The following is an 18,450-nucleotide window of genomic DNA, read 5'->3' as shown; positions in this document are numbered from 1 at the left end:
CACACAGGGTGCGTTCGGCCGTCCCGGCGGTCCCGCGCGTCGTGGTCGCAAGTCGAAGCGGCAGAGGCGCCAGGAGTACGAGGCCATGCAGGCCCCGTCGGTGGGCGGCGTCATGCTGCCTCGCGGCAACGGACAGTCCGTCCGTCTGTCGCGCGGTGCCTCCCTCACCGACTTCGCGGAGAAGATCAACGCCAACCCGGCGTCGCTCGTCGCCGTGATGATGAACCTCGGCGAGATGGTCACGGCGACGCAGTCGGTCTCCGACGAGACGCTGAAGCTGCTCGCCGAAGAGATGAACTACGTCCTGGAGATCGTCAGCCCGGAGGAGGAGGACCGCGAGCTGCTCGAGTCCTTCGACATCGAGTTCGGCGAGGACGAGGGCGGCGAAGAGGCTCTGGTCTCCCGTCCGCCGGTCGTGACCGTCATGGGTCACGTCGACCACGGTAAGACCCGACTTCTGGACGCGATCCGCAAGACGAACGTCGTTGCGGGCGAGGCCGGCGGTATCACGCAGCACATCGGTGCGTACCAGGTCTCCTCCGAGGTCAACGGCGAGGACCGCAGGATCACCTTCATCGACACCCCGGGTCACGAGGCGTTCACCGCCATGCGTGCCCGTGGTGCGAAGTCCACCGACATCGCGATCCTCGTGGTGGCGGCGAACGACGGTGTGATGCCCCAGACGATCGAGGCGCTGAACCACGCCAAGGCGGCCGACGTGCCGATCGTGGTCGCGGTCAACAAGATCGACGTCGAGGGTGCGGACCCGACCAAGGTGCGCGGTCAGCTCACCGAGTTCGGGCTGGTGGCCGAGGAGTACGGCGGCGACACGATGTTCGTCGACATCTCCGCCAAGCAGGGTCTGCACATCGACCAACTGCTGGAGGCCGTGGTCCTGACCGCGGACGCCTCGCTCGACCTGCGGGCCAACCCGGAGCAGGACGCGCAGGGTATTGCGATCGAGTCCCACCTCGACCGCGGCCGCGGTGCCGTTTCGACCGTCCTGGTCCAGCGCGGCACGCTGCGCATCGGTGACACGATGGTGGTCGGCGACGCGTACGGCCGTGTCCGGGCGATGCTCGACGACAACGGCAACAACGTCGAGGAAGCGGGTCCGTCGACCCCCGTCCTCGTGCTGGGTCTCACCAACGTCCCGGGTGCCGGCGACAACTTCCTGGTGGTCGACGAGGACCGTACGGCCCGTCAGATCGCCGAGAAGCGTGCAGCCCGTGAGCGCAACGCCAACTTCGCCCGCAAGGGTGTCCGGTTCTCCCTGGAGAACCTGGACGAGGCGCTCAAGGCCGGTCTGGTCCAGGAACTCAACCTCATCATCAAGGGCGACGCGTCCGGTTCGGTGGAGGCTCTCGAGTCCTCGCTGCTCCAGCTCGACGTCGGCGACGAGGTCGACATCCGGGTCCTGCACCGCGGTGTGGGTGCGGTCACCGAGTCGGACATCGACCTGGCGACCGGCTCCGACGCCATCGTGATCGGCTTCAACGTGCGCGCCGCAGGGCGTGCGCAGCAGATGGCCGAGCGCGAAGGCGTGGACGTCCGGTACTACTCGGTCATCTACCAGGCGATCGAAGAGATCGAAGCGGCCCTCAAGGGCATGCTCAAGCCGGAGTACGAAGAGGTCGAGCTCGGTACGGCGGAGATCCGCGAGATCTTCCGCTCGTCCAAGCTGGGCAACATCGCCGGTGTGCTGGTCCGGTCCGGCGAGGTCAAGCGCAACACCAAGGCGCGCCTGCTGCGCGATGGCAAGGTCATCGCGGAGAACCTCAACATCTCCGGTCTGCGCCGCTTCAAGGACGACGTCACCGAGATCCGCGAAGGCTTCGAGGGTGGTATCAACCTCGGAAACTTCAACGACATCAAGATCGACGACGTCATCGCGACGTACGAGATGCGCGAGAAGCCGCGAGGCTGACCCGTACCTCAACAGTCGGGGCCGGTCGACGGGTCATATTTCCGTCGATCGGCCCCGGCCGTTCCGTGTACGGTTCTTGTGTCCCTGCCAAGCGCTGGCAGGGCACGAACCCGAACCGGCGGGACATCCGGACATACATGTATGTGGGGACACTGTCCTTCGATCTGCTTCTCGGCGACGTACGGTCGTTGAAGGAGAAGCGCTCCATCGTCCGTCCGATCGTCGCCGAACTCCAGCGCAAATACGCGGTGAGTGCGGCGGAGGTGGGCGGTCAGGATCTCCATCGCAGGGCCGAGATCGGCCTCGCCGTGGTCTCCGGGGACACCGGACACCTCACAGACGTACTCGACCGGTGCGAGCGGCTGATCGCCGGCCGGCCCGAGGTGGAGCTGTTGTCCGTACGACGACGGTTGCACAGCGACGAAGACGATTGAGCAAGGCAAAGAAGGAGACGGACCAGTGGCCGACAACGCGCGGGCGAAAAAGCTGGCGGACCTCATCCAGGAGGTGGTCGCCGAGAAACTGCAGCGCGGTATCAAGGACCCGCGTCTGGGTACGCACGTGACCATCACGGACACCCGGGTCACCGGTGACCTGCGGGAGGCCACGGTCTTCTACACGGTCTACGGCGACGACGAGGAGCGGGCGAGCGCGGCGGCCGGCCTGGAGAGCGCCAAGGGCATCCTGCGTTCGGCGGTCGGAGCGGCGGCGGGGACGAAGTTCACCCCCACGCTGGCCTTCGTGGCCGACGCCCTTCCGGAGAACGCCAAGGCGATCGAGGACCTCCTCGACCGGGCACGGGCCTCGGACGCACGGGTGCGCGAGGCATCCTCGGGCGCCACGTACGCCGGCGGCGCGGACCCGTACCGCAAGGCGGAGGACGAGAACGACGAGGACACCGCCTCCGAATGACATCGCAGAACAAGACGCCGGACGGCCTTGTCATTGTGGACAAGCCGTCCGGCTTCACTTCGCACGACGTCGTCGCCAAGATGCGCGGCATCGCCCGGACCCGCCGCGTCGGCCATGCCGGCACGCTGGATCCGATGGCGACGGGCGTTCTCGTGCTCGGTGTGGAGAAGGCCACCAAGCTGCTGGGCCATCTCGCGCTGACCGAGAAGGAGTACCTCGGCACGATCCGGCTCGGCCAGAACACCATCACGGACGACGCGGAGGGCGAGATCACCTCGTCCACCGATGCGTCCGGGGTGACGCGTGAGGGCATCGACGCCGGGGTGGCGGCCCTGACCGGATCGATCATGCAGGTGCCGTCCAAGGTCAGCGCCATCAAGATCGACGGCAAGCGGTCCTACGCGCGGGTGCGCGGCGGCGAGGAGTTCGAGATCCCGGCCAGGCCGGTGACGATCTCGTCCTTCAACGTCTACGACGTCCGCGAGGCGGTCGCCGAGGACGGGACGCCGGTCGTCGACCTGGTCGTCTCCGTCGTCTGCTCCTCGGGTACGTACATCCGCGCGATCGCCCGCGATCTCGGCGCCGGGCTCGGTGTCGGCGGGCATCTGACCGCGCTGCGGCGCACCCGGGTCGGGCCGTACGGCCTCGATTTGGCGCGGACGCTCGACCAGCACCAGCAGGAGCTGACCGTGATGCCGATGGCCGAGGCCGCCGCCTCGGCGTTCCCCCGCTGGGACGTGGACGAGAAGCGCGCCAAGCTGCTGCTGAACGGGGTGCGGCTGGACATGCCGGCCTTCCCGCCGGGACCGGTCGGGGTCTTCGGGCCCGACGGACGGTTCCTGGTGCTCGTCGAGGAACAGAAGGGCAAGGCCAAGAGCCTCGCCGTCTTCGTCTGACCGGCGACCGGGTCCTGAGAGACCCCGTCGTGGAGCGGGCAGGGCCCCTGTGCCCGCTCCACGATCCCCCAACGTTTTCTGTCCACCGGGCGCCATGAATTCACCCCAACGAGCAGGCGCTCGGAGTGAATCAGGGGTGCATTCGGGGGCGCTTTTACTCCGAGTGGTATTCGTGCCGATCACCGTCGGCCTAACGTCGGACCATGGGAAGCGGGGACCGGGCAGCGCTGGTACGTATCTGCGATTCGGCCGGCCGGTCGCTGGGGACCGGATTCGTCGCCGACGACCGGGGCACGGTGGTGACCAGCCACGAAGCGGTCGACGGTCCCACCCGGCTCTTCTTGAACGGAACGGACGGCCGGAGCTGCCCGGTCGAGGCCGCCGATGTCACCCCGCTGCCCGAACTGGGCCTCGCCCTGCTGCGCACCTCAGGGCCCGCCGCACTCGGCGTGGAGCCGACGCCGATCGCCGCACGGGACCGGATCGACGTCGGTGCGTACGTGACGATCGCCGCCCACGGCTGGCGCGAGGCGCGGGTGCTCGGCACCGCCCCGGTGACGTACACCACGAACGGCCGCTCCCATCGGATCGGCGCAGCATGGGAGTTGGCGCTCGGTACGGACGGCAGAGACGCGCTGCTGCTCGGCGGTGCGGCCGTGGGCGGGCCCGTCCTCGATCCGGAGAGCGGCGCGGTCATCGCCGTGCTGGGCACCGCGCTGTGCGCCGGGCGCCCCGCCGCAGGGTTCGCGGTGCCGCTCAGGGGTGCAGGCACCGACGGTCCGCTGGATGAGCTGCTGCGGCGGAACGCGACGAGCGTTCCCGGCTACGGACGCGACCTCAATCTCGCGGGCGCCCTGCACCTCACCGCGACATCGCTCGGCTCGGCGGGCGGGCCGGCCGGCTGTTCCGATCCGGTCGAACGCCCGGACGTCATGGCGGAGTTCAACGCCTTCTCGGTCCCCGGCCACTCCTCGTCCGCACCGCACGGCCCCGCCGTGGTCCTCGGTCTCGTCGGAGCGCCGGGAACCGGCCGCACCACCGAACTGGCCGCACTCGCCGCCCGCCGGGCCCGCGGCGCCGTACCCGCACCCACCCTCTGGCTGCGCGGCGCCGATCTGCTGGCCGACGACGCCTCGGTGGCCGACGCGATCGCGCGTACGCTCCGGCGGGCCGGACGGATCGTCACCGCCGCCGGAGCGACGGGCGACATGGCGAGCGCCACCCCCGAGCGGGTGGCCGGGCTGGCCGAAGAGTCCGGGAGCCCGTTGCTCGTCCTGCTGGACGGCCCCGAGGAGATGCCGCCCGTACTGGCCCACGGGCTGGCCCGGTGGACCGCGGGCACCGTCGACTGGCTGCGGGAATGCGGGGCGCGGCTCGTGGTCGCGTGCACGCCCGAGCACTGGGAGACGGCCGGTGCGCTCTGCCCGCCCGGCGCCCTGCACCGCCCCGCCATGCCTGCGAGGCGGCTGCCGTCCGCGGTCCGCCTCGGCGATTTCACCGCGAGCCAGGCCGAACAGGCCCGGGAACGGTACGCGATCCCGCCCGATGCGCTCGCCCCCGGCCACGGCCGGCACCCGCTCACCCTGCGACTTCTCGCGGAGGTGCGCGAGGCGCTGCCCGAGGACGTCGCCGGGCGGCCGGACGCGGAGGACGTCTTCGGCGCCCACCTGGACCTGATGTGCCTGCGCACCGCGGTTCGCATCGCAGCCGTATCGGGCCGCCCTGATCCCGGCGGTACCGCGGTCCGACGGCTGGCCGCGCGGGTGGCGGGGCAGGTCCACGAAGCGGCGCGGCGCTGTCTGGGTCCCGGACAGGGGGAGCTGGACCGGGTGGCGTTCGAAGAGGTGTTCCCCTGGCGCACGGGCTGGGCGTCGGCGGTCCTCACCGAGGGGCTGCTCGTCCCGGCGGGAGCGGGCTACCGCTTCGCGCACGAGGAGCTGGGGGACTGGGTACAGGGCGCCCACCTGGACGTGGACGCGGCGCTGCACGCGCTGGTCCACCGGTGGCATACGGAGGAGGACCCGGGAGCGGTGGCGGCGGAGCCGCGCGTTCCGCAGCCGAGGAGTCCGCGTACCGGGCGCAGCGGGGTGCCCGTGCCCGACGCGGCAAGGGAGGCCGCGGTGGCGACCGGGCCGCGCACCCTGCCCGTACCGCGTCATCGGATCGGCCCGGTGATCCAGGCCCTGCTGCTCCTGGGCCGCCGCCAGGGCCCTGCCGCGCTGGCGCACCGGCTTGCCGATCTGATCGAGGCCCTGGACCGGATGCCGCCCGGTTCGGGGGCGCGTGCGGCGACCGCCCATGACCCCCGCTGGTGGGCGGTGCACCTGCTCTCGGAGACCATGCTCCGGGTACCCGATGCCCGGCCCCATCTCGGCGTGCTGCGGCTGCTGGCCGGCCGCATCGTCCGGTGTGCGGCCACGGGCGGGCCAAAGAGCCCGGGGGCGGGGATGTACGCCGAGTTCGGGCCGTGGTTCTGGCGACGGCTGAGGTTGCCCGAGGCGGACCGGATTGATCTGTTCCGGCGTCTTGTCCCCGCCGACGGCCCGCGCCGTGCCGACCCCCGTGGTGACGGCGACCGCACCTGCGACGCGTACTTTGACGGCGACAGCGGCGAGCGGTTTCTGGATGCCGTCGCGCGGCGGCTCGTCGCGCAGCCCCGGACCATGCAGCCGCTGCTCTGCGGCTGGTTCACCGACGAGCGCCCCCTCCCTGGCGATGAGGGCGTCACGACCCGCCCGACCGTGGCCGCCGCCGCTCAGGCGCTGCTCTACGCCCGTCGGGACCTGGCCGTCGACGATCTGACCGACGCGCTCGTCTCGACCGCCCACCCCCGGGCCGAAGAGCTGCTCGTCGCGCTGGCCGAGGACGAGCCCTCCGCGCTCTGCCGGGCTGTCGACAGATGGGCCCGTGACGAGGACCGGCCCGCCCGCCGGACCGCCGCCGCCTCGTACGCACTGGTCACTGCGGCGCACGTCACCTTCGACGCCGACCGCGAGCTGCTGCGCCAAGCCGCCCGCGCCCTGCTGGCCGGCCCGGCCGACGCCTCCCTGTACGGGGCCGCGCTCACCCTCCTCGTACAGGATCCGCAGACCAGGGACCGCCACCTCCCGCAGGCTCTGCGGGCCTTCGTCGCGGGCGAGCCGCAGCTGCCCGCGCACGCGCTCGCCATCGCGCTGCCCTCTCATGCGGAGCAGGTGCTCGCCGCGTTCCGGGAGCGGCTCACCCGGCCCGACGAGGGGGCGGGCGAGGTGCTGCGCTCGCTCGCCGGGATCGACGCCCCCGCGCTGGCCCTGCACGCCGCCGGGCTCGTGCGGGCGTACATCGACAGCCACCCGGAGGACGCCGTGCACGCGGCCTCGTATGTCGACCGCCGGCTGGAGCACGGACCCGCCGCCCGGGCCCTGTTGTTGCCCCTGGTGACCGGACTGCTGCGGGACCGTCCCGTGCCGCCGCCGGTGCGCGGCGCGCTCGCCGGGGTGCTCGCGGCGCCCGGCAGCCCCGCCTCCGGGCAGCTGAGGGGCGAGCTGCTGGAGGTCCTGCTGGAATTCGAGCAGGACGCCCACCGCGACCCGGCCGTGCTCGACGCCTTGCTGCGGGCTGCCGCCACTGGCTCCGGCGGACGCGCGCCGGCCCGCACCCGCGCCCTGGTCCACCGCACCGGGATGCTGCTGGTCCGTACCCCCGAGGGCGCGGTCCGCTTCGACCGCCGACTGGTCGAACTCGCTCGTGACGTGCCCGGATTCGCGGCCCTGGTCACCGGGTGGCTGGCCGACGCCCCGCAGGAGTGGGCGGCGCTCATCGGCCCGAGCGCGCGGCGGACGGTGGAGGCGCTGGGAAGCCCGAAGACGATGCCGATGCAGGCCGCGGGGCGTGAGCATGGCAGTCTTAGACCTGCGTAACAGGCAATCTCACGTACACGGGTTCGGGCGAGGAGCGGTCACAGTGCAGCGCTGGCGTGGCTTGGAGGACATCCCCCAGGACTGGGGACGCAGCGTCGTCACCATCGGCTCCTATGACGGGGTGCACCGCGGACACCAGCTGATCATCGGGCGGGCCGTGGAGCGGGCACGCGAGCTGGGCGTGCAGTCGGTCGTGGTGACCTTCGACCCGCATCCCAGCGAGGTCGTACGGCCCGGCAGCCACCCGCCGCTGCTCGCCCCGCACCACCGGCGCGCCGAGCTGATGACGGAGCTGGGGGTGGACGCGGTGCTGATCCTGCCGTTCACCACCGAATTCTCGAAGCTCGCGCCGGCCGACTTCATCGTGAAGGTCCTCGTCGACAAGCTGCACGCGCAGCTGGTCATCGAAGGCCCCAACTTCCGCTTCGGTCACAAGGCAGCCGGGAATGTGCAGCTGCTCACCGAGTTCGGCGAGACGTACGACTACGGAGTCGAGGTCATCGACCTGTATGTGAGCGGTGCAGCGGGCGGCGGCCAGCCGTTCTCCTCCACCCTCACCCGACGGCTGGTCGCCGAGGGTGATGTCGCGGGCGCGGCCGAGATCCTGGGCCGGCCGCACCGGGTCGAGGGCATCGTGGTCCGCGGCGCACAGCGCGGCCGTGAGATGGGCTTCCCCACGGCCAACGTGGAGACCCTGCCGCACACCGCGATCCCCGCCGACGGCGTCTACGCGGGCTGGCTCAATGTGAACGGCGAGGCGATGCCCGCCGCGATCTCGGTCGGCACGAACCCGCAGTTCGACGGCACGGAGCGGACGGTGGAGGCGTACGCGATCGACCGCGTCGGCCTCGACCTGTACGGGCTCCCAGTCTCGGTGGACTTCCTCGCGTACGTACGCGGGATGCTGAAGTTCGACTCGATCGACGACCTGCTCGTGGCGATGGCGGCCGATGTGAAGCGGTGCAGCGAGCTGATCTCCGCGTACGAGAGCGGTACTGCGCGGCGCCGGTGAGCTTGAGCACGGCACCGGTACGGCGGTTGCCGGTGCCGATACGCGAGGAGGTCGTCATCGGGCGTCCTCGCCGGTACGGGCCGATTCTGCGGAGCGGATCAGCTCGGCGGCCCTGTGCACCGATTCGGTGATCACCGGTAGCCGGTGCAGCGGCACACATGGGAGGAGATCCAGGAGCGGATCGTCTCTTCGTCCGGGACGGGATGTTCTCGCAGCAGGGCCGTGGTCAGCGTGATCATGCCGGAGGTGCGGTAGCCGCACCGGAAGCCGCCGCACTCCGCGAAGGTCCGCTGGACCGGGCCCGGTTCACCGGCCTTCGACGTACTCGCGGCTCTGCGCAGGTCAGGACCGCCCCACCGGCAGACGGCCGGCGAACTCGCCGACATCGCCCTGGTCACCACCGGCGGCATCACCCCACGGCCGGACCGACTGGAGAAGGCCGGCCCGGTGACGCGTGTACGCGATCCCGATGACCGTCGGGTGGTGTACGCACGGCTCACCGGGCGGGGGATCGAGATCGCCGATGTGGTCGCCGTCGCGCACTTCGCCGACGAACAGCGGATGCCGGCCGAGCTGAGCGAAAGCGAGCGCCGCCGGCTCGGCAGGCTGCTCGGAAAGCTGGAACGCTCCCTGGAGACGGCCGAACGGACCCCGCCCGACCCCGAGGCGCTCACAGCGGCCGCACGGAGGGACCGCACCCGAAGCGCCCAGTGGTCAGTATCTGACTGCTAGAACCTCGTTTATGGTGAGGCCGCATCGAGCCGGACCGCATCCGGCCGGGAGGAGGTCCGTGCCGTGCGTGAACTGCTGTCGGAACTGCGTGCCTGGATCGACGCCGGCACCCCCTTCGCCCTGGCGACCGTCGTCTGCGTACGCGGCAGCGCCCCGCGCGCTCCCGGCGCCATGATGGCCGTGACCGCTGACGGCGCGGTGGCGGGCAGCGTCTCCGGAGGCTGTGTCGAAGGCGCGGTGTACGAGGTGGCCGGCGAGGTCCTCGCCACCGGAAGTCCTCAGCTGCAGACGTACGGGATCAGCGACGACGAGGCGTTCGGTGTGGGCCTGACGTGCGGCGGCACGATCGAGGTGTTCGTCAGGTCCTTCGCGTCGGAGGCCGACCGGGCCCGGCTGCGGGAGGCCGTCGACAGTATCGGCAGAGGCGAGCCCGTCGCCGTCGCCACCGTCATCTCCGGCGAGGCGGAGCCCGGCGCCTGCCTGGTCGTCCGGGCACGGACCACGCAGGGAACGCTCGGCGACGAGGGGCTCGACTCGGCCGTCACCGACGACGCCCGGGGACTGCTCGCCCAGGGTGCGACCGGCGCCCTGCGGTTCGGGGCGCACGGTGAGCGCCGGATGCAGGAGGTGTCCGTCTTCGTCCAGACGTACGCGCCACCGCCCCGGATGCTCGTCTTCGGTGCCATCGACCATGCGGCCGCCATCGCACGCATGGGTGCCTTCCTCGGTTACCGGGTCACCGTCTGCGATGCCCGCCCGGCCTTCGCCACCCGGGATCGCTTCCCCACCGCCGACGAGGTGATCTGCGCCTGGCCGCACACCTATCTGGGGGCGACGGACATCGACGAGCGGACGGTCATCTGTGTACTGACGCACGATCCGAAGTTCGACGTTCCGCTGTTGGTGGCCGCCTTGCGCACACCTGCCGCGTACATCGGGGTCATGGGCAGCCGGCGCACCCACCTGGACCGGGCCGCGCGGCTACGGGAGGCCGGGGTCGACGCGGCCGGACTGGCGCGGCTCGCCTCGCCCCTCGGGCTGGACCTCGGTGCGCGCACACCGGAGGAGACCGCCGTCTCGATCGCCGCGGAGATCATCCAGCACCGCTGGGGCGGGACGGGCAGGCCGCTCGGCGAGCTGACCGGGGCGATCCACGGCCGGGCAACCGGCAGCCCGCCCGGCGCCTGACGGCGCTGCGTCCGCCGGACGAGCCGGGACCCGTCCGAGGGCGATCCGCCGGACAGGCCCCGGGTCACCCCGCTACGCCCGCGCCTTCGCAGTCGCGGCCGCCCAGTGGCACGCCACCTGTGTCTGCCCGCCGCCCGCGAGCACCGGCAGGTCCTTCGTACGGCACGCGTCCGCGACACCCGCACGCTCGGCCTCGCCCGAGGCCAGGACCTGGCAGCGGGCATGGAACCGGCACCCGGACGGCACCCTGGACGGGTCCGGCGGCTCACCGGTCAGAATCACCGGATCGCCACCGGCCTCCGGCAGCACCGACAACAGTGCCTGGGTGTACGGGTGTTGCGGAGCCGTCAGGATCTGCTCCACCTCGCCCGTCTCCACGATCCGCCCGAGGTACATCACCGCGACCCGGTCGGCGATGTTCCATGCCAGGCCGAGGTCGTGCGTGACCACCAGAGCGGACAGACCCAGTTCGTCCCGCAGCCGCAGCAACAGGGCCAGGATCTCGCCGCGCACCGAAGCATCCAGCGAGGCCACCGGCTCGTCGGCCACGATGAGTTCCGGCTCCAGCACGAGCGCGCCCGCGATCACGACCCGCTGGCGCTGACCGCCCGACAGCTCGTGCGGATAGCGCAGGAAGAACCGCTCGGGAGGCCGTAGCCCAGCCCGCGACAGCGCCTCGGCCACCGCCGCCCGCTCGTCACCCGCGTACCCGTGGATCCGCAGACCCTCGGCGACGGCGTCGTACACCGTGTGCCTCGGGTTGAGCGAACCGCTGGGGTCCTGGAGCACCAGCTGGACCCGCTTGCGGTACGCCTTCAGCGCCCGGCTCGCATAGTCGAGCGGCTGCCCGCCGAAGGTCACCTGCCCGGACGTCGGCGGGACCAGACCCAGCAGCGAACGCGCCAGCGTCGTCTTGCCGCAGCCCGACTCGCCGACCAGGGCGACGATCTCGCCGGGCCGGATGTCCAGATCGACGCTGTCCACGGCACGCGCCGGAGCAGCCCCGCGCCGACCGGGGAAGGTGACCTTCAGCCCCTTTGCACTCAACAGGGGAGTGGTGGTGGTCATGATGTGCTCCTTGCTTCCTCGGCACCCGGCCGGGCCCCGGCCGCGGCCGCCCCCGGCTCCACCAGCACGCAGGCGGCCCGCCGCCGGGGCCCCGCGTCCCGCAGCTCCTGGTCCTGCGTCGCGCAGGAGTCCAGGGCCATCGGGCAGCGCGGATGGAAGGTGCAGCCGCCGGGCAGCGCCGACGGGTCCGGCGGATCGCCGGGCAGTCCGCGGGGCGCGAACCGGGAGGCCGGGTCGCCGATGCGCGGAAAGGCGCCCGACAGGGCTTTGCCGTACGGGTGGTGCGCGTTCTCGTAGACCTCGGACGCCGGGCCCTCCTCCACGACCCGGCCCGCGTACATCACCGCGAGCCGGTCGCAGGTGTCCGAGAGCACCGCGAGGTCATGGCTGATCATGATCAGGCCGAGGTCCTGCTCGGACACCAACTGCTCGATCAGCCGCAGGATCTGGGCCTGGATCATCACATCGAGAGCCGTGGTCGGCTCGTCCGCGATGATCAGGCCCGGATCGCAGGCCAGCGCCATCGCGATCATCACGCGCTGCCGCTGCCCGCCGGACAGCTCGTGCGGATAGGCGTCCGCGCGGGCGGCCGGCAGCCCCACCTGTTCCAGGAGTTCACCGGCCTTCTTCGCGGCCCCGGCCTGCGTCGCCTTCTTGTGCAGCAGGATCGGCTCGGCGATCTGCTCCCCGATGCGGTGCACCGCGTTGAGCGAGTGCATCGCGCCCTGGAACACGATCGATGCCCCCGCCCAGCGCACCGCCCTGACCTGGCCCCACTTCATGGTGAGGACGTCCTCGCCGTTCAGCAGGATCTGGCCGGAGACCTTCGTCCCGGCGGGCAGCAGCCGCAGCAGCGCGAGCGCCAGCGTCGACTTCCCGCAGCCGGACTCACCGGCGATGCCGAGCTTCTGCCCCGCGTCGACGGTGAGGTTCACGCCACGGACGGCCTGCGCCCCACCGGCGTACGTCACCGTGAGGTCCCGTACGTCGAGAAGTGGCGTCTTCTGGATGCTCGTCGTACTCAACGGGCCACCCCCAGCTTGGGATTGAGGACGGACTCGATGGCGCGGCCGCACAGTGTGAACGACAGGGCCACCACGGCGATGGCGATTCCGGGCGGTGCCAGGTACCACCAGTCGCCCGCGCTCACCGCGCCCGCCTCGCGGGCGTCCTGGAGCATGCCGCCCCAGGAGGTGGTGGTCGGGTCGCTCAGCCCGAGGAAGGCCAGCGTGGCCTCGGTGAGGATCGCGCTGGAGATCACCAGCGTGGTCTGCGCGAGCACCAGCGGCATCACGTTCGGCAGCACGTGCCGGACCATGATGTGCCCGTGGCCGCCGCCCAGGGCGCGGGCGCGCTCGATGTACGGGCGGGACTCCACGGCGAGGGTCTGGGCACGGACCAGCCGGGCCGTGGTCGGCCAGGTCGTGACGCCGATCGCGATGATGACCGTCCACATCGAGCGGTCCATCACGGTGGCGAGCGCGATCGCGAGGACCAGGGTCGGCATCACCAGGAACCAGTCGGTGACCCGCATCAGGACCGTCGAGTACCAGCCGTGGAAGTGCCCCGCGACGATACCGACGACCGTACCGATGGCGACGCACAGGAACGCCGCGAGCAGGCCGACCGTCAACGAGACCCGGGCGCCCCACACCAGCAGGGCCAGTACGCTGCGTCCGAACTGGTCCGTACCGAGCGGGAATTCACCGCTCGGCGACTCCAGGGCACCTCCTGGCGCGCCGGTGACGCTCTGTGAGTCGGCGCCGACGAGCTGCGGCGCGAACAGGGCGATCAGCGCGATCAGGACGAGCGCGGCCAGACCCCACAGTCCGCTCCTGTGACTGCGGTACTCCCGCCAGAAACGGGCGACGGACCGGCGCTTGCGCGCCCTGGCCAGCGCGCGCGGGTTCTCGGCCGCTGCGGCCTTCGTGGGCGTGGGCATGGATTCGGTCGTCATCGGCCCACCCGGGGATCGAGCAACGGATACAGCACATCGGCAAGGGTGTTCGCCAGGATCACCGCGGTGGCGAAGACGAAGAACAGCCCCTGTACGAGGGGGAGATCGGGCACGCTGAGCCCCTGGTAGAAGAGACCGCCGAGGCCGGGCCAGGAGAAGACCGTCTCGACCAGGATCTGCCCGGCGACCACATGCCCCAGGTTCACGAACATCAGCGTGAACGTCGGCAGCATCGCGTTCGGTACGGCGTGCTTGCGGCGCACGACATCGTCCCGCAGCCCCTTCGCGCGGGCGGTCGTCAGATAGTCGCTGCCCATCTCGTCCAGCAGCGAGGAGCGCATCACCAGAAGCGTCTGCGCATACCCGACCGCGACCAGCGTGATGACCGGGAGGACCAGATGATGCGCCACATCGAGGAGGTACGCGAATCCGCTCTCGCCACCCGATTCCATACCGCCTGTCGGGAACATGCCGGGAATCGGACCGATCCCCACCGAGAAGACGATGATCAGGAGCAGGCCCAGCCAGAACGACGGCACCGAGTAGAGCGTGAGCGCGAACGCGGTGTTGAAACGGTCGCTCATGGAGCCGTTGCGCCAGGCGGTACGGGTGCCGAGCCAGATGCCGAGCGCGGTGTAGAGGACGTACGACGTGCCGGTGAGGAGCAGGGTCGCCGGGAGCGCCTCGGTGATCTTGTCGATGACGGGCGCATGGAACTGGAACGAGGTGCCGAAGTCGCCCGTGAGGGCGTCGCCGACGTACGTGGTGAACTGCCGCCACATCGGCTGGTCGAGGCCGAACTGATGCCGGAGCGACTGGAGTTGTTCGGCGGAGACGGGGCGGCCGCCCGTCATCTGCTTCACCGGATCGCTGGGAATGAGCCGGAACAGGAAGAAGCTGGTGACCAGGACCGCGAACAGGGAGACGGCCGCTCCCGCGATCTTGGCCGCCACGTACTGGAGATAGGCCTTGGTGTTGCGCGCCCGTGGACCGCGGGCGGCCGACGGGCCGGCCTGAGCCGGACCTTCGGTGTCCGCATCCGCGATCTGCACGAGCGCCGGAGTGCTTTCAGCTGTCATGGGAAACTCTCGTTACTCGTGCTGCACTGAGACCGACCGGCACACGGGGTGCGGCGTCGCACCCCGTGTGCCGGCCGGTCCTGGAGGGAACCGCCGGGGCGGCTTCGCGCCGTCCCGGCGGTTCCCTCTCAGACCGTCCGCGTGATTACTCGCGGTCGTCCGCGGTGGTGCGGCGGCGCATCGCGAAGAACAGACCGCCACCGGCGAGCACCACGACGACCACGATGATGCCGATGACGACTCCGGTGGAGCTGGACCCGCCGGAGCTGTCCGAACTGCTGCTGCCCGCCGGAACGGCCGACCACCAGCTCCAGTACCCGTCCTGGCCGTAGATGTTGCCTGCCGCCTCGGGCATGGTCGTGATCGACTTGATCTGGTCGGTGCGGTAGGCCTCGACCGCGTTCGGGTACGCGATGATGTTCATGTACCCCGAGTCGTACATCCACGACTGCATCTGCTTGACGATGTCCGCGCGCTTGGCCGGGTCGTACTCGGCGAGCTGCTTCTTGTAGAGCTCGTCGTACGTCTTGTCGCAGATGAAGTTGTCGGTGGCGGCGCTGTCCTTGGCCTTGACCGGCAGGGCGTCGCAGGTGTGGATGCCGAGGACGAAGTCCGGGTCCGGGTTGACGGACCAGCCGTCGAAGGCGAGGTCGTACTCACCGGCGTACCAGGGCACCGAGACGTCGTCGAGGCAGTCGACCTTGAGACCGATGCCGAGCTTGCCCCACCACTCCTTGAGGTACTTGCCGATCGCCTTGTCGTTCGGGTCCGTGGCGTGGCACAGGATGCGCAGGTCGAGCGGTTTGCCGTCCTTGCCGACGCGCTGGTCGCCCTTGAGCGGGTAGCCCGCTTCGTCGAGGAGCTTGGCGGCCTTGGCCGGGTCGTAGGCGAGGCTCTGGTCGGCGGACGGCTGCCAGTGGTACGCCGAGAAGCGCGGCGGGATGTAGCCCTGGCCCTCGACGGCGTGGCCCTGGAAGACCTTGTCGATGATGGTCTTGCGGTCGACCGACAGGAAGAGGGCCTGGCGCACCTTCTGGTCGAGAAGGGCCTTGTTGCCGTCGCCGAACTTCTTGCCGTCCTTGGTCTGCGCGCCCGGGTTGGTGGCCAGCGCGAAGAAGCGGCGTCCCGGGCCCTCGTTGACCTTGATGTTCTTCTCGCCCTTGAGGGACGCGGCCTGTGCGGGCGTCAGCGCGGGGGAGCCGGCCACGAACGAGACCTCGCCCTTGCGCAGTGCGGCGACCGCGGCGTCCTGGTCCTTGTACGTCTTGAAGACCAGCTCGTCGAACTTCGGCTTCCCGCGCCAGAAGTCCTTGTTGGCCTTGAGCTTCACGTACTGGTCGACCTTGTAGTCCGTCAGGATGAACGGCCCGTTGCCGACGATCGGGAACTTTGTGTCGTTGTTGAACTTGGAGAAGTCACCGACCTTCTCCCAGACGTGCTTCGGGACTATCGGCACATCGAGCGCGGCCATGGTGGCCTGCGGCTCCTTGAGCTCGATGACCAGCTGCGTCGGGCTCGGGGCCGTCACCTTCTTGAAGTTCGCGACGAAGTTGCCGTTGGCCTGCGCGGCGCCCTCGTCGGTCATCATCTTGTTGAACGTCCACGCCGCGTCCTCGGCGGTGGCCTGCTGGCCGTCCGACCACTTGGAGTCGGACCGGATGGTGTACGTCCAGGTCAACTTGTCCGCGGACGGCTCCCACTTGGTGGCGAGGGCGGGGACCGCGTGATTGTCCTTGGGGTCGTAGTTCGTCAGGAAGTCGTACATGAGCCGGCTGATGCTCGTGCTCATCAGCCGCTGAGCGAGGAACGGGCTCAGGGAGTCGACGCTCTGTGCGACGGCGACGGTCAGCGTCGACTTGCCGCTGTCGGCGGCCTGCGCCTGCTGCGGCGCGGCACCGAGGGGCACGCCCGGGACGATGGATCCGGCGGCCAGCGCCAGAGCAGCGGCCCCGGAGGCCAGGAGGACACGCAGACGTGAGCGTGGCTGGGCAGAGGGTGGTGGAACTCTTTCGACCATGGTCAGGGACCTCGCGTCATGACTCGCACGGAGAAGGCGGGTTGATCTGTGGTTCGCCAGCTGGTGAAGCGAAGGTTTATCAGCGGGGGTCGAGCCGCGTCAACGGTCACCGAAACGGCGTGTGGTCTGCGGGAATGCGCAGAGGGCCCGCACCGTGGAGACGGTGCGGGCCCTCATTGGTTTAGACCTCTGTTGCCTTACTGCTGAGGCGCTGGCGGCGGCTGCTGCGACCAACCCGCGGGCGGTACGGGACCCTGCAGTTCGGGCGGAATCGGCTGTCCGGGTTGACCCGGCTGACCCGGATACTGCTGGTGAGGCGGCGGCGGTCCGGCCGGGCTCGCCGCGGACTGCGCCTGGGAGGGCAACGACTGCTGCCAGCCGTTCTGTTGCACGCCGGGGCCGGGCTGCGGGGGGTACGGCGTGCGGGGGCTGCTGCCCACCGTACGGCTGTTGCTGTGGCGGGTACGGCTGCTGCTGCGGAGGCTGCTGCGGGGAGTACTGCTGCTGGCCGGGCATCGGCGGCGCGTACTGCGGGGGCGGGTTGGAGCCGTTCGACGTCCAGAGTCCCTGCTGCTGCTGGGCGCGCGCGAAGTCCTCCGCGACCATCGCGGAGAGGTTGAAGTACGCCTCGCGGGTCTTGGGCCGCATCATGTCGAGGTCGACCTCCGCACCGGCCGACAGGTGCTCGTCGAACGGTACGACGACCACGCCGCGGCAACGCGTCTCGAAGTGCTGCACGATGTCATCGACCTTGATCATCTTGCCGGTCTCGCGGACACCCGAGATGACGGTGATGGAGCGCTGCACGAGCTCCGCGTACCCGTGCGCCGACAGCCAGTCCAGTGTGGTGGACGCGCTTGACGCACCGTCGACCGATGGCGTCGAGATGATGATCAGCTGGTCGGCGAGGTCCAGCACTCCGCGCATCGCGCTGTAGAGCAGACCGGTGCCCGAGTCGGTCAGGATGATCGGGTACTGCTTGCCCAGCACATCGATCGCGCGCCGGTAGTCCTCGTCGTTGAACGTCGTGGAGACCGCCGGGTCCACGTCATTGGCGATGATCTCCAGGCCGGAGGGCGCCTGCGAGGTGAAGCGGCGGATGTCCATGTACGAGTTGAGATACGGGATCGCCTGGACCAGGTCACGGATGGTGGCCCCGGTCTCCCGGCGCACCCGGCGGCCGAGCGTGCCCGCGTCCGGGTTGGCGTCGATGGCGAGGATCTTGTCCTGCCGCTCGGTGGCCAGGGTCGAGCCGAGGGCGGTGGTCGTCGTGGTCTTGCCGACGCCGCCCTTGAGGCTGATGACCGCGATCCGGTAGCAGGACAGCACGGGCGTACGGATCAGGTCGAGCTTGCGCTGCCGCTCGGCCTCCTCCTTCTTGCCGCCCAGCTTGAAACGGGCCGCGCCGGACGGCGTACGGCTGCTCTTCGCCTTCTGCTTGTTCCGGAGCAGCCGGTCGGAGGAGAGCTCCACGGCCGCCGTGTAACCGAGCGGGGCACCGGGCACGGAGCGCTCGCGCTGGTCGTGGGTGACCGGGGTGGGCCAGGCGGCGCCGGTCCGCGGGTCGACGGGCTGTCCCTGCTGCTGCTGTTGCTGCTGCTGCGGCGGCTGCTGGTGCGCGGGTGGCTGCGGGGCCACCGTGTGCGGGCAGATTGGGCGTTCCCTGGACCGGCTGCTGGGGCGCCTGGGGGACCTGCGGCGGCAGGGGCATGCCCTGCTGCGCGGGCCACGTGGGGTGTCGTGGGGCGCCTGCGGCGGCGTGC

The 18,450-nt window shown here is 70.6% G+C and carries 14 protein-coding genes and 1 pseudogene; 8 read left to right on the top strand and 7 right to left on the bottom strand.

All coding sequences use genetic code 11. From position 1 onward, the window contains the following. The 6 genes from infB to GA0115254_RS05695 form a co-directional block, all read left to right on the top strand. Positions 1-1,927, top strand: a 1,927-nt coding sequence (infB, locus tag GA0115254_RS05720) for a translation initiation factor IF-2 (RefSeq protein WP_093894189.1), incomplete at its 5' end; no start/stop codon positions are given. A 137-nt stretch (positions 1,928-2,064) separates the two neighbouring features. Next, positions 2,065-2,361, top strand: coding sequence for a DUF503 domain-containing protein (locus tag GA0115254_RS05715; RefSeq protein ID WP_093894188.1), 297 nt, complete (start codon positions 2,065-2,067; stop codon positions 2,359-2,361). 25 nt (positions 2,362-2,386) lie between these two features. Next, positions 2,387-2,839, top strand: a complete 453-nt coding sequence (gene rbfA / locus GA0115254_RS05710; protein WP_093894187.1) for a 30S ribosome-binding factor RbfA — start codon at positions 2,387-2,389, stop codon at positions 2,837-2,839. Next, positions 2,836-3,735: a tRNA pseudouridine(55) synthase TruB gene (gene truB / locus GA0115254_RS05705; RefSeq protein WP_093894186.1), complete on the top strand. Its 900-nt coding sequence runs from the start codon at positions 2,836-2,838 to the stop codon at positions 3,733-3,735. The genes rbfA and truB overlap by 4 nt, the downstream gene beginning before the upstream one ends. A gap of 203 nt (positions 3,736-3,938) precedes the next feature. Further along, complete coding sequence (locus GA0115254_RS05700; RefSeq protein WP_093894185.1) at positions 3,939-7,634, top strand: S1 family peptidase; 3,696 nt, start codon at positions 3,939-3,941, stop codon at positions 7,632-7,634. 43 nt (positions 7,635-7,677) lie between these two features. Continuing rightward, positions 7,678-8,646 (top strand): bifunctional riboflavin kinase/FAD synthetase, encoded by a 969-nt coding sequence (locus GA0115254_RS05695; RefSeq protein ID WP_093894184.1) that lies wholly within the window; start codon positions 7,678-7,680, stop codon positions 8,644-8,646. 131 nt (positions 8,647-8,777) lie between these two features. Here the strand turns inward: GA0115254_RS05695 and GA0115254_RS05690 are convergent, their stop codons facing one another. Then, on the bottom strand, positions 8,778-9,032 hold the full coding sequence (locus tag GA0115254_RS05690) for a 2Fe-2S iron-sulfur cluster-binding protein (RefSeq protein ID WP_256102409.1): 255 nt from the start codon (positions 9,030-9,032) through the stop codon (positions 8,778-8,780). Here GA0115254_RS05690 and GA0115254_RS05685 point away from each other — a divergent pair. Together GA0115254_RS05685 and GA0115254_RS05680 are read left to right on the top strand one after the other, a co-directional pair. After that, complete coding sequence (locus GA0115254_RS05685; RefSeq protein ID WP_093894183.1) at positions 8,980-9,378, top strand: MarR family winged helix-turn-helix transcriptional regulator; 399 nt, start codon at positions 8,980-8,982, stop codon at positions 9,376-9,378. The two genes, GA0115254_RS05690 and GA0115254_RS05685, sit on opposite strands and share 53 nt — an antisense overlap. 63 nt (positions 9,379-9,441) lie before the next feature. Next, positions 9,442-10,566: an XdhC family protein gene (locus GA0115254_RS05680; protein ID WP_093894182.1), complete on the top strand. Its 1,125-nt coding sequence runs from the start codon at positions 9,442-9,444 to the stop codon at positions 10,564-10,566. 72 nt (positions 10,567-10,638) lie between these two features. Here GA0115254_RS05680 and GA0115254_RS05675 read toward each other — a convergent pair whose 3' ends face one another. The 6 genes and pseudogenes from GA0115254_RS05675 to GA0115254_RS05650 all read right to left on the bottom strand — a co-directional run. Next, positions 10,639-11,634 carry an oligopeptide/dipeptide ABC transporter ATP-binding protein gene (locus tag GA0115254_RS05675; protein WP_093894181.1) on the bottom strand — a complete coding sequence of 332 codons (996 nt, stop codon included), beginning with the start codon at positions 11,632-11,634 and terminating at the stop codon, positions 10,639-10,641. Then, on the bottom strand, positions 11,631-12,659 hold the full coding sequence (locus tag GA0115254_RS05670; RefSeq protein ID WP_093894180.1) for an ABC transporter ATP-binding protein: 1,029 nt from the start codon (positions 12,657-12,659) through the stop codon (positions 11,631-11,633). Before GA0115254_RS05670 ends, GA0115254_RS05675 begins: the two co-directional genes overlap by 4 nt. Next, positions 12,656-13,576, bottom strand: coding sequence for an ABC transporter permease (locus tag GA0115254_RS05665; protein ID WP_256102408.1), 921 nt, complete (start codon positions 13,574-13,576; stop codon positions 12,656-12,658). Before GA0115254_RS05665 ends, GA0115254_RS05670 begins: the two co-directional genes overlap by 4 nt. A gap of 11 nt (positions 13,577-13,587) precedes the next feature. Further along, positions 13,588-14,670 carry an ABC transporter permease gene (locus tag GA0115254_RS05660; protein WP_093894178.1) on the bottom strand — a complete coding sequence of 361 codons (1,083 nt, stop codon included), beginning with the start codon at positions 14,668-14,670 and terminating at the stop codon, positions 13,588-13,590. Positions 14,671-14,815: 145 nt separating this feature from the next. Beyond that, positions 14,816-16,687: an ABC transporter substrate-binding protein gene (locus GA0115254_RS05655; RefSeq protein ID WP_093894177.1), complete on the bottom strand. Its 1,872-nt coding sequence runs from the start codon at positions 16,685-16,687 to the stop codon at positions 14,816-14,818. 197 nt (positions 16,688-16,884) lie between these two features. Then, positions 16,885-18,450 (bottom strand): annotated as a pseudogene (locus tag GA0115254_RS05650) (MinD/ParA family protein); the annotation flags it as partial.

The organism is Streptomyces sp. Ncost-T10-10d (genome assembly GCF_900091955.1).
Taxonomy (GTDB): Bacteria; Actinomycetota; Actinomycetes; order Streptomycetales; family Streptomycetaceae; genus Streptomyces.
This window is presented reverse-complemented; position numbering and strand designations above follow the sequence as displayed.